7 protein-coding genes are annotated in these 12729 nt (G+C 64.4%); 6 read left to right on the top strand and 1 reads right to left on the bottom strand.

The genetic code is table 11. The annotated features are described in order from the left end of the window. Positions 1-44: 44 nt before the first annotated feature. The 5 genes from PH586_RS00660 to selO all read left to right on the top strand — a co-directional run bounded on the left by PH586_RS00660 (position 45) and on the right by selO (position 9851). Positions 45-1091 carry an NAD(P)H-dependent flavin oxidoreductase gene (locus PH586_RS00660; RefSeq protein ID WP_271345843.1) on the top strand — a complete coding sequence of 349 codons (1047 nt, stop codon included), beginning with the start codon at positions 45-47 and terminating at the stop codon, positions 1089-1091. A gap of 136 nt (positions 1092-1227) precedes the next feature. After that, positions 1228-3030 carry an acyl-CoA dehydrogenase gene (locus tag PH586_RS00655; RefSeq protein ID WP_271345842.1) on the top strand — a complete coding sequence of 601 codons (1803 nt, stop codon included), beginning with the start codon at positions 1228-1230 and terminating at the stop codon, positions 3028-3030. 136 nt (positions 3031-3166) lie between these two features. Next, the gene (locus PH586_RS00650) at positions 3167-4912 is read left to right on the top strand and encodes a potassium/proton antiporter (protein WP_271345841.1); all 1746 of its coding nucleotides are present in this window, start codon (positions 3167-3169) and stop codon (positions 4910-4912) included. An 81-nt stretch (positions 4913-4993) separates the two neighbouring features. After that, positions 4994-8317: a mechanosensitive channel MscK gene (mscK, locus tag PH586_RS00645; RefSeq protein ID WP_271345840.1), complete on the top strand. Its 3324-nt coding sequence runs from the start codon at positions 4994-4996 to the stop codon at positions 8315-8317. Between the two features lie 73 nt (positions 8318-8390). After that, positions 8391-9851, top strand: coding sequence for a protein adenylyltransferase SelO (gene selO / locus PH586_RS00640; protein WP_271345839.1), 1461 nt, complete (start codon positions 8391-8393; stop codon positions 9849-9851). Positions 9852-9890: 39 nt separating this feature from the next. Here selO and PH586_RS00635 read toward each other — a convergent pair whose 3' ends face one another. After that, positions 9891-10598 (bottom strand): aspartate/glutamate racemase family protein, encoded by a 708-nt coding sequence (locus tag PH586_RS00635; RefSeq protein WP_271345838.1) that lies wholly within the window; start codon positions 10596-10598, stop codon positions 9891-9893. 231 nt (positions 10599-10829) lie between these two features. On the opposite strand from PH586_RS00635, the gene PH586_RS00630 reads away from it, so the two are divergent. Beyond that, a complete protein-coding gene (locus PH586_RS00630) occupies positions 10830-12626 on the top strand; it encodes an SLC13 family permease (protein WP_271345837.1) in 1797 nt (598 codons plus the stop codon). Positions 12627-12729: the final 103 nt, after the last annotated feature.

Here is a 12729-nt window from a genome sequence, read left to right as displayed (position 1 = left end):
GGTTACCCCTCCTGACGCCACGAAACCGCATGGAGCGCAACCTTATGCCACTGCAACACCTGCTGGGTATCGACGTGCCCTTGATCCAGGCCCCCATGGCCGGGGCACAGAATCATGCACTGGCGGCGACCATATCGAATGCCGGCGGCCTGGGTTCGCTGCCCTGCGCCATGCTCGATGCCGCCGGGTTGCGCGCAGAGCTGACGGCGCTGACGGCCAAGACTGCCAAGCCCTTCAACCTCAACTTCTTCTGCCACACCCCGGCGCCAGTCGATGCGCAGCGGGAAGCGGCCTGGCGCAGCGCGCTGCAGCCTTACTACGCCGAGCTGGCCATCGACCCGACAGGTATCGCCAGTGGCCCTGGCCGGCAGCCGTTCAGTGCCGAGATGGCGGATCTGCTGGATGAATTTCGCCCGGCCGTGGTCAGCTTCCATTTCGGCCTGCCCTGCGCCGAGTTGCTGGCCCGCGTCAAAGCCTGCGGGGCGAAGGTGCTCAGCTCGGCGACCACCGTCGAGGAAGCGCTCTGGCTAGAGGCGCATGGCGTCGATGCGATCATCGCCCAGGGCCTGGAAGCCGGCGGTCATCGCGGCCACTTTCTCGATATGGACCTGAGTCGCCAGTGCGGCACCTTCGCCCTGCTGCCGCAGATGGTCGACGCGGTGCGACTACCGGTGATTGCCGCGGGCGGCATTGCCGATGCCCAAGGCGTGCGCGCGGCCATGGCCCTGGGCGCGGCCGGGGTGCAGATCGGCACGGCCTACCTCTGTTGCCCGGAAGCGAGCACCAGCGCCATCCACCGCGCCGCCTTGCACAGTCCGCAGGCGCGGCATACCGCCCTGACCAACCTGTTCAGCGGCCGCCCGGCGCGGGGCATCGTCAACCGCTTAATCCGTGAGCAGGGGCCGTTCAGCCCGGCAGCCCCGGGCTTTCCCTTGGCCGCGGCGGCCATCGCGCCCCTGCGCGCCAAGGCGGAAAGTCGGGGCAGCGGTGATTTTTCGCCACTCTGGGCCGGACAGAATACCAGCGGCTGCAAGCACATCGGCGCCGCCGAACTGACTGCGGAACTGGCTAAAGGCTTCGTGGCCCGGTAGCCGGAGGCTTTAGCCATTGATCCAGGCTGGAGTCGCTGCAACCCTGCCCTACGGCCCGCTATCACGCTTATTGATAGTGCTGGGAGCACCGCTCGCGGCTGCTTAGACTCGGCGCATCCAAACCGGAGGTATACCCATGTCCGAGTCCCTGCTCAGCTCCCGCAACCTGGCCTTCGAACTTTACGAAGTGCTCGACGCCGAAGCCCTGACCCAGCGCGAGCGCTTTGCCGAGCACAGCCGCGAGACCTTCGATGCGGCCATCGACACCGCGCGCAGCATCGCCGAGAACCTGTTCGCCCCGCACAACCGCAAGAACGACGAGCACGAGCCGGAATACGTCGACGGCGCCGCGGTGCTGATCCCCGAGGTCAAGCCGGCGGTGGATGCCTTCCTCGAGGCGGGCTTCCTCAATGCCACCCGCGAGTTCGATGCTGGCGGCATGCAGCTGCCCAACCTGCTGTCCCAGGCCTGCTTCGCGCATTTCCAGTCGGCCAACGCGGCGACCACTTCCTACCCGTTCCTGACCATGGGCGCGGCCAACCTGATCGAAGCCTTTGGCAGCGAGGAGCACAAGCAGCGCTTTCTGCAGCCGATGATCGAGGGCCGTTTCTTCGGCACCATGGCCTTGACCGAGCCGCACGCCGGCTCATCGCTGTCGGATATCCGCACCCGCGCCGAACCGGCCGGCGACGGCACTTACCGGCTCAAGGGCAACAAGATCTTCATCTCCGGCGGCGACCATCCATTGAGCGAGAACATCGTGCACATGGTGCTGGCCAAGCTGCCGGACGCCCCGCCCGGGGTGAAGGGTATCTCGCTGTTTATCGTGCCGAAGTTCCTGGTGGGCGACGACGGCAGCCTGGGCCAGCGCAACGACGTGGTGCTGGCCGGTTTGTTCCACAAGATGGGCTGGCGCGGCACCACTTCCACGGCGTTGAACTTCGGCGATAACGGCGAGTGCGTCGGCTACCTGGTGGGCAAGCCGCACGCCGGCCTGTCCTATATGTTCCAGATGATGAACGAGGCGCGGATCGGCGTCGGCATGGGCGCGGTGATGCTCGGCTATGCCGGCTACCTGTATTCGCTGGACTACGCTCGCCAACGCCCGCAAGGCCGCCAACCGGACGGCAAGGACCCGAGCAGCCCGCAAGTCGCGATCGTCGAACACGCCGACGTGCGACGCATGCTGCTGACCCAGAAGGCCTACGTCGAAGGCGCCTTCGACCTCGGCCTGTATGCCGCGCGCCTGTTCGACGACACCCAGACCCTGGCCACCGAAGACGAGCGGCGTATCGCCCTGGAGCTGCTCGACCTGCTCACCCCGATCGTCAAATCCTGGCCCTCGGAGTTCTGCCTCAAGGCCAACGAGCTGGCGATTCAGATTCTCGGCGGCCACGGCTACACCCGCGATTACCCGGTGGAGCAGTATTACCGCGACAACCGCCTCAACCCGATCCACGAAGGCACCCACGGCATCCAGTCGCTCGACCTGCTCGGGCGCAAGGTCTCGATGAATGGCGGCGCGGCGCTCAAGCAACTGGTCAAGCTGATCCAGGGTACCTGTCAGCAGGCCGGCGAATACGAGTCACTGAACGCCCTGCGCCAGCCGCTCGAGCAGCTGCTGGCGCGCCTCTCGTCGGTGACCCTGGCGCTGCTGGGCGACCTGATGAGCGGCAAGGTCAATCAGGCTCTGGCCAACTCGGCGTTGTACCTGAAAGTCTTCGGCCATATGGTCATCGGCTGGCGCTGGCTGGAACAGGCGATCAAGGCCGAGCAGGGCCTGGCGGCCGGCAATCCGGCGGATGCCGACTTCTACAAGGGCAAGCTGCAGGCCGCGCGCTACTTCCTGACCTGGGAAGTGCCGAGCTGCCACCACGACCTGGCGATCCTCGAAGCCCGCGACGACACCTGCCTGGGCATGCAGGACGCCTGGTTCTAAAACGGCCTCGGCTGAATCAAGCTACGCCTCGCGGTCGCGGGGCGTTTTTTTTGACCGGCAGACCTGGGCAGCGGTTAGAATCCATGGCACGCACCATGCATATGGATGCAGTCGCCCTTTAGCCCGGAGTACCGCCTTGGACGCCAGCACCATCAATAATCTGTTCTTGATCGGTGCATTGCTGGTGGCCTTGAGCATTCTGGTCAGCGCCTTTGGCGCGCGCTTCGGCATTCCCATCCTGGTGATTTTCCTCGCGGTCGGCATGTTAGCCGGCACCGACGGTCCCGGCGGCATCCTCTTCGACAACTACCCACTGGCCTATCTGGTGGGCAACCTGGCCCTGGCGATCATCCTGCTCGATGGCGGCATGCGCACCCGCGTTTCCAGTTTCCGCGTAGCCCTGTGGCCTTCCTTGTCGCTGGCCACGGTGGGGGTGCTGATCACCGCCGGGCTGACCGGCATGGCCGCCGCCTGGCTGTTCAACCTGAGCTGGATGGAGGGCCTGCTGATCGGTGCCATTGTCGGTTCCACCGACGCCGCCGCGGTATTCAGCCTGCTTGGCGGGCGGGGTCTGAACGAACGGGTCAGCGCTACCCTGGAAATCGAATCGGGCAGTAACGACCCGATGGCGGTGTTCCTCACCGTAACCCTGATCGCCATGCTCGGCAGCGGCCAGGATGGTTTGAGCTGGTCGCTGCTCCTGCAACTGCTCGAGCAATTCGGCATAGGCGCGCTGTTTGGCCTGGGCGGCGGCTGGCTGCTGCTCAACCTGGTCAATCGCATGGAGCTGGCCAACGGCCTCTATCCCTTGCTGGTGGTCAGCGGCGGGTTGATCATTTTCGCCATCACCAATGCCGTCGGCGGCAGCGGCATTCTGGCCATCTACCTGTGCGGCCTGCTGCTCGGCTATCGGCCGATCCGCTCGCGTCACGGTATCCTGCACATGCTCGACGGCCTGGCCTGGCTGGCGCAGATCGGCATGTTTCTGGTCCTCGGTCTGCTGGTCACACCCCATGAACTGCTGCCGATTGCCCTGCCGGCGCTGGGCCTGGCCCTGTGGATGATTCTGTTCGCCCGGCCCCTGTCGATTTTCATTGGCCTGCTGCCATTCAAAGGCTTCCATGACCGCGAGCGCGCCTTCATCGCCTGGGTGGGCTTGCGTGGCGCGGTGCCGATCATTCTCGCGGTGTTCCCGCTGATGGCCGGGCTGGAAAATGCCCAGCTGTTCTTCAATGTGGCCTTCTTCATCGTCCTGGTCTCCCTGCTACTGCAGGGCACCAGCCTGCCGTGGGCGGCCAAGCTAATGCGCGTCACCGTGCCATCGGCGCCGGTGCCGGTGTCGCGCGCCGGCCTGGACGTGCACCCGACCAGCCAGTGGGAGCTGTTCATCTACCGCCTGGGCGCGGAAAAATGGTGCATCGGCGCCGCCCTGCGCGAACTGAAGATGCCCGAGGGCACGCGCATTGCCGCGTTGTTTCGCGGCAAGGAACTGCTCCACCCCTCGGGCAGCACCCGCCTCGAAGCTGGCGACCTGCTCTGCGTGGTTGGCCACGAACACGACCTGCCAGGCTTGGGCAAACTGTTCAGCCAGGCGCCCGCGCGTGGCCAGGATCTGCGTTTCTTCGGTGACTTCGTCCTGGAAGGCGACGCCGAGCTCGGCGCGGTTGCCGCCTTATACGGCCTGAAACTGGCCGACATCAACGGCCAGCAGGCGCTCGGTCGCTTTATCGCCCAGCAGATCGGCGGCGAACCGGTGATCGGCGATCAGGTCGAGTGGCAGGGCCTGCTCTGGACGGTGGCGGCAATGGAGGGGAACAAGATCCGCAAAGTCGGCGTCAAATTCCCCGAAGGTAGCCGTCCAGGACCGGGGTTGTTTCTCTGACCGACTGCTGCAAACCTGCTGCGCCGCGCCTTTCAGCAGCCTGTTAGACTCAACCTCTTTTCGAGCAGCACGATCGCGACCATGCCCCTTTTTCGTACCTGTTTAGCCGTACTTCTGCTCGGGCTTTGCCTGAGTACGCCCCTGAGCCTCGCAGCCGAGTCGCCGCAACGCGCCGATGTGCAGCGCAGCCTGGAAAACCTGGCCGAGAGCAAACTGCCGGAAGCCGAGCAGCTGGCGCTCAAGCAGACCCTGGAGCAAACCCTTGAGCTGCTGAACCAGCAGGCCGACAGCGAGAAACGCCTGGCCGCTCTCAAACAGCAACTCGAGCACGCGCCGCGACTGATCAATGAAGCACAGCACGAACTGACCCGCCTCAAAGCCAGCCAAACCACCCCGGTTACCCAGCGCTATGCCAATGCGGCGGTTCCGCAACTGGAGCAACTGCTCAGCGAACGCAGTGTTCAGTTGAACGACTGGCAGAAGCAAATCATCGACGCCAACAGCCTGATCATCACCGCGCAGACCCGTCCCGAGCGGGCGCAGGGGGAGATCAGCAGCAACCAGACGCGGATTCAGGAGATCAACAATGCCCTGAAAAACGGTAAAGAAGCCGGCAAGTCACTGACCGCCGAACGCCGTGACCTGCTCAATGCCGAACTCGCCGCGCTCAATGCGCAGACCCTGCTGCGCCGCGAAGAACTGGCAGGCAACAGCCTGTTGCAGGATCTGGGCAGCAGCCAGCGCGACTTGCTCGATGAACGCATCAAGCGCCTGGAGCAGGAGTTGCTCGACCTGCAATCGCTGGTCAACCAGAAACGCCGCGCTCAGTCCGAGAAAACCGTTGCCGAGCAATCGCTGGAGGCAGAGAAAGCCGGCTCCGACAAGCTCCTGGCCAGTGTCAGCACGCGCAACCTCAAGCTGTCCGACTACCTGCTGCGCTCCACCGAACGCCTCAATCAGCTGACCCAACAGAACCTGCAGACCCGCCAGCAACTGGACGCCCTCAACCAGAGCGACCAGGCCCTGGATGAACAGATTGGCGTGCTGCAAGGCAGCCTGCTGCTGTCGAAGATCCTCTACCAGCAGAAGCAGGCCTTGCCCAAGCTGACGCTGGACAAAGGACTGGCTGACGAAATTGCCGATATTCGCCTCTACCAGTTCGAACTGACCCAGCAGCGCGAGCAACTCAGCAACCCCAGCGCTTATGTCGAAAAACTGCTCGCCGAGCAGCCCGCAGAAAACGTCACACCGCAATTGCGCGCGACCCTGTTCGAACTGATGAGCAACCGCCGCGAGCTGCTCAACCGCATCAACAGTGAGCTCAATGCGCTGCTCAACGAGTCGATCACCCTGCAGCTCAATCAGAAGCAACTGCAAAGCACAGCAGGTGCCTTGCGCGCGACCCTCGATGAGCAGATGTTCTGGATCCCCAGCAACAAGCCACTGGATCTCGAATGGTTCAAAAGCGTGCCACGCTTGCTGGAGCGGCAGATTGCCGACCTGCCCTGGGGGTCCAACCTGCGCGAGCTGGGTGCCGGATTGGTCGAGCGGCCGCTGCTGTTTCTGCCGCTGCTGTTGCTGATCGGCCTACTGCTGTGGAAACGCAGCTACCTGTACCACAAGCTCAACCAACTGCATCAGGACATTGGCCACTTCAAGCGTGACAGCCAGTTGCACACGCCCCTGGCGATCCTGCTCAACATGCTGCTGGCGCTGCCCGGCACCCTGTTCCTGGCGCTGTGTGGCTTTGCCTTGCAGATGGATGCCCGTGGCCAGAACGCCAACCTCGGCGCTGCCCTGTTTGAAATGGCTCAGGCCTGGCTGGTGTTCTATACCGTGTACCGAATCCTCTCCCCGGGCGGGGTAGCCGAACTGCATTTCCGCTGGCCGCGCGCACAGGTCAATTTCCTCCACCGACAGATTCGTTACCTGGGCATGGTGGTACTAGCCCTGGCCGGCGTGGTCGCCGTCGCCGAACACCAACCCGCCAGCCTGGCCGATGATGTCATCGGCATTGCCGTGGTCCTGGGCTGTTACGGCCTGATGGCCTGGATGCTGCACAAGCTGCTGCTGAGTGGCCCGGCCCGCGAGCATGCCTCGGCGTTCCGGATATTCCTCGGCCTGCTGTTCAGCCTGCTGCCACTGGCGCTGATCATTGCGGTCAGCTTCGGCTACTACTACACCGCGCTGAAACTCAGCGACCGGCTGATCGACACACTTTACCTGCTGGTCATCTGGCTATTCGTCGAAGCCGCCTTCGTGCGCGGCCTCGGCGTCGCCGCCAGGCGTCTGGCCTACCACCGCGCCACCGTCAAACGCCAGGCTCAGGCCAAGGAGGGCAGCGAGGGTGCCGAGGTGGCGGAAGAACCAACCCTGGACATCGAGCAGGTCAACCAGCAGTCGCTCCGGCTGATTCGCCTGGCCCTGCTGGGCATCTTCATTGCCGGGTTGTACTGGGTCTGGGCCGACCTGATTTCAGTATTCGCCTACCTGGACAACATCAACCTCTACGAATACAGCAGCGGCAGCGGCGAAAGCGCCAGCCTGGTGCCGATCAGCCTCAGCGACCTGATCAGCGCGCTGATCATCGTCGGCATCACCGCGGCGCTGGCACGCAACCTGCCGGGCCTGCTGGAAGTCCTGGTGCTGTCGCGCCTGCACCTGGCGCAAGGTAGCGCCTACGCCACCACCACCCTGCTGTCCTATGCGATTGTCGCCATCGGCTTCGTGGTCACCCTGTCGACCCTGGGGGTCAGTTGGGACAAGCTGCAGTGGCTGGTGGCGGCGCTCTCGGTCGGCCTCGGCTTCGGCCTGCAGGAAATCTTCGCCAACTTCATCTCCGGCCTGATCATCCTGTTCGAACGCCCGGTGCGCATCGGCGACGTGGTGACCATCGGCAATCTCTCGGGCACGGTCAGCAAGATCCGCATCCGTGCCACCACCATTACCGACTTCGACCGCAAGGAAATCATCGTTCCGAATAAGACCTTCGTTACCGACCAACTGGTCAACTGGTCGCTGAATGACACCATTACCCGCATCACCCTGACCATCGGCGTGGCTTACGGCTCGGACCTGGAACTGGTGCACAAGCTGCTGCTGCAGGCGGCCCAGGAAAACCCGCGAGTACTGCGCGACCCCATACCCCTGGTGTTCTTCCTGACGTTCGGCGAAAGCACACTGGATCACGAACTGCGCGTGCATGTCCGCGAACTCGGCGATCGCAATGCCGCCACCGACGAGATCAACCGCGCCATTGACCGCATGTTCCGCGAGCATGGCATCGAGATCGCCTTCCGCCAGCTGGACATCTATGTGAAGAACCTCAGCGGCCAGGAACAGCAGCTCGCCATCCCCAAAGCCCAGCTGGAGCCGCCCGCCGACGCCGGCGACGATCCGTTGTAGCCCCCGACAGCGACCTGCCCCTTCCCCAAGCCTGCAATTCCTAGCAAAATACTCGGAATTGCAGGAGCCGCCTTTGAAAAGCCTGACCGACCTGACCTTCGACAATCGCTTCGCCCGACTGGGCGATGCCTTCTCCACCCAGGTGCTGCCCGAGCCTATTGCCGAGCCGCGCGTGGTGGTGGTGAGCCCGGCCGCCATGGCCCTGCTCGACCTCGACCCGAGTGAAGCCGAGAGCGAGGTATTCGCCCAGCTCTTCGCCGGCCACACACTGTGGAGCGATGCCGAGCCGCGGGCCATGGTCTATTCCGGGCATCAGTTCGGCGGCTACAACCCGCGCCTGGGCGACGGCCGCGGCCTGCTCCTCGGCGAGGTGGTCAACCAGGCCGGCGAATACTGGGACCTGCACCTCAAGGGTGCGGGGCAGACGCCCTACTCGCGCATGGGCGATGGCCGTGCGGTGCTGCGCTCATCGATTCGCGAGTTCCTCGCCAGCGAACACCTGCATGCCCTCGGCATCCCCAGCTCACGGGCGCTGTGCGTCACCGCCTCGAGCACCCCGGTCTGGCGCGAGAAACAGGAAAGCGCGGCCATGGTCCTGCGCCTGGCGCAGAGCCATGTGCGCTTCGGCCACTTCGAGTACTTCTATTACACCCAGCAACACGACCTGCTGAAACAACTGGGCGAGCATGTGCTGAGCTGCCACTTCCCCAGCTGCAAGGAGCAGCCGCAACCCTACCTGGCGATGTTCCGCGAGGTGGTCGAGCGCAACGCCGAGCTGATCGCCTACTGGCAGGCCTATGGTTTCTGCCACGGGGTGATGAACAGCGACAACATGTCGATCCTCGGCATCACCTTCGACTACGGCCCCTACGCCTTCCTCGACGACTTCGATAGCAAGCACATCTGCAACCACTCCGACGACACGGGCCGCTACAGCTTCAGCAACCAGGTGCCGATTGCCCAGTGGAACCTCGCCGCCCTCGGCCAGGCATTGACCCCGCTGGTCGAGGTCGATGCCCTGCGCGCGACCCTGAGCCTGTTCCTGCCGCTGTACCAGAGCCATTACCTTGACCTGATGCGCCGGCGCCTGGGCTGGCTCAGTAGCGACGCCGGCGACGACGCCTTGATCCAGCGCCTGCTGCAACTGATGCAAGACAGCGCGGTGGACTACAGCAACTTCTTCCGCGAACTGGGCGACAGCGCACCCGAACAGTCGCTGGCCCGCCTGCGCGAGGACTTCACCGACCTCCAGGGCTTCGATGCCTGGGCCAGCGACTACCGCGCCCGCAGCCGACAGGATGGTGACGATCAGCAGCAGCGCCGCACGCGCATGCACGCGGCCAACCCCAAGTACATCCTGCGCAATTACCTGGCCCAGCAAGTCATCGAGGCCGCCGAGCAAGGCGACTACGCCCCGGTGCGCGAACTGCACGCCGTACTCAGCCGCCCATTCGACGAGCAACCCGGCTTCGAGCGCTACGCCCAGCGCCCGCCGGAATGGGGCAAGCACCTGGCCATCAGCTGCTCGTCGTAAACCACGCTAAGGCCCGACGCCGGGTGGATAACGCCTTCTTCATCCACCCGGCGCGCCGTCCAGCAGCCACTCCAGGCCCATCGCCACATGCAGCTCGGTGCTGTCGAGCATCGGCAGCGCCGCGCACGTGCCCTCGAGCAGCAGGCCGATTTCGGTACAGCCGAGAATCGCCACTTCGGCGCCCCGCTCATGCAGCTGGGCCAGGCAGTCCAGGTAGAAGGCACGGGCAGCGTCGTGGAACTGGCCCTGACAGAGCTCGGCGAAAATGACCCGATCGATTTCGTCCATCTGCGCGGGCGCGGGAACCACCACCTGGATGCCGAAGCGCTCGGCCAGGCGCTCGCGGTAGAACGCCTCCTGCATGGTGAAGCGCGTACCGAGCAGGGCCGCGCGCGTGACGCCCTGGCGCTGCAGCGCCTGGCCGAGCGCATCGCCGATATGCAGCAGGGGGATGTTCAGCGCCGCCTCGATGGCCGGCGCCACCTTGTGCATGGTGTTGGTCGCCAGCAGCAGCGCCGTCGCACCGGCGCGCTCCAGCCCCTGGGCCGCCAGCGCCAACTGCCGCCCGGCAGCATCCCAGTCGCCCAGTTGCTGCAGCGCGGCGATCCCGGCAAAGTCCAGCGAATGCACGAGCAAGGGCGCCGAGTGCAGGCCGCCCAGACGCTCACGCACGCCCTGATTGAGCAGGCGGTAATAGCTCGCGGTGGACTCCCAGCTCATGCCACCGAGAATACCTAACTGGCGCATCGATCATCCCCTTCTCGAAATCCAGAGCCTAACCGGCCAATGGCAGGCGGGCACAGGGACAGTGCGCGGTCAGGGTGGCGGTACAGCCTTATCTATTAAATCGAAAAGGCATATAAACCTTCTCAAACATTCTTAGACTCTCTAAGCCGCAACCCTTATCTTCAGCGCCTCGCGCAGCCGCCCTTGAGCGCGCCCGCCACCTCATACACGATTCGCACGCTAAGGACGCTCATGTTCTGGGATTCGCTACCCCTGCCCTTGCTGTTTGTCGGCGCCCTGCTGGTCTGGGTGTTGTATGCCTTCGTGCGCGAGAAGTGGAGCCCGGACATAGTCGCGGCGATTGCCGTGGCGGCGCTGCTGGTCACCCAGCTGCTGGAACCCAAGGAAGTGCTCAGCGTGCTGAGCAACTCGGCACCGGTGACCATCGCCTGCATGTTCGTGCTCTCGGCGGCCCTGGAGCGCACCGGCTGCATCGACGCGCTGGGCAACTGGCTGGGCGATCTGGTCGGCACCAGCCCGATAAAAGTACTCACCGGCCTGACCCTGGTCGCCCTGGTGATTTCCGCCTGCCTGAATAACACCCCGGTGGTGGCCATCCTCACCCCGGTGGCAATCGCCCTGGCCCGCCGTGCCGGCACCCTGCCGTCGAAGCTGTTGATCCCGCTGTCCTACGCCACCATCCTCGGCGGCACCCTGACCATGATCGGCACCTCGACCAACATTCTGGTCGACGGCGTCGCGCGCAAGGCCGGCCTGGAACCCTTCGGCATCTTCGAGATCACCGGCGCTGGGCTGATCCTGGCCACGGTCGGCATGCTCTACCTGCTGACCATCGGCCGCCATTTGCTGCCGGAGCGGGAAACCCTGTCCAGGCAATTGCGCCCCGACCTGGACCGCACCTTCATGACCGAACTGCTGGTGCCGCACGACTCGCCGGTGGTCGGCAAGACCCTGGCCGAGGCCAACCTCAATGGCGGCAGCGGCCTGCAGGTGCTCAAGCTGTTCCGCGAGGAGCAGGAGCTGACCGAGCCGGATCACGCCACCCTGCTCGCCAGCGGTGATCGCCTGGTGCTGCACGGCCAGGTCAAGAACGTGGTGGAACTGCGCGAGAGTGGTCACCTGTCGTTCAACCGCGGCGACGCCTTCGAGACCATCAGCAGCCACGACGTGGTGCTGGCCGAGGCCATCGTCGGGCGCAATTCGCGCTACAGCCACCGGCCCATGCGCGACCTCGACCTGACCGCGCGCTACGGCATCGCCGTGCTCGCCGTGCACCGCCAGGACGAGAACATCCAGGGCAACCTGGACGACTTCGAATTGCAGTTCGGCGACGTGATGCTGGTCGAGGGCACCCCTTCGCAAATCAAACGCTTCGCCGACAATGGCGAACTGATCAGCCTCAACGCCGTGCAGGAGCGCGCCTTCCGCCGCGACAAGGCACCGATTGCGATCATTGCCACGCTGGCGGTGATGGTCCTCGCCGCCTTCGGCGTGATGGCCATCGAGGGCCTGGCGATCATCGGCGCGGTGGTCGTGCTGGCGACCCGTTGCCTGGACGTGGAAGACGCCTACAAGGCGGTGGACTGGAAGATCCTCAGCCTGATCTTCGGCATGCTGGCGATCAGCATCGCCATGGACAAGGTCGGTTTGGTCACGCTGATGGTGCAGAACATGATGAACCTGCTGCCCTGGGCCGGGCCACTGCTGATGCTGTCGTTCATCTACCTGTTCACCTCGATCCTCACCGAGATGCTTTCGAACAACGCCGTGGCGGTACTGGTCACGCCCATCGCCATCGGCCTGGCCCAGCACCTGGGCGTCGATCCACGGCCGTTCGTGGTGGCGGTGATGTTTGCTGCCAGCGCCAGCTTCGCCACCCCGATCGGCTACCAGACCAACACCTTCGTCTACAACGCCGGCGGCTACCGCTTCACCGACTTCATGAAGATCGGCATCCCACTCAACCTGCTGCTCTGGGTGGTGGCCAGCTTCGTGATTCCCTGGTTCTGGCCGTTGACGCCGGTGTGAGCGATGGCGCGACATCAGGTCAACACCCATTGACCTGATGTCGCGCCAGTTTTATTGCTGCAGATGATTGACCCGGATCGGCCGTTTTCCCCATGCTGCGACT

The sequence above is a fragment of the Pseudomonas aestuarii genome, assembly GCF_027988105.1.
GTDB classification, from domain to species: Bacteria; Pseudomonadota; Gammaproteobacteria; order Pseudomonadales; family Pseudomonadaceae; genus Aquipseudomonas; species Aquipseudomonas aestuarii.
Note: the sequence above shows the minus strand (reverse complement) of the source record. Positions and strands in the feature narration are given on the sequence as shown.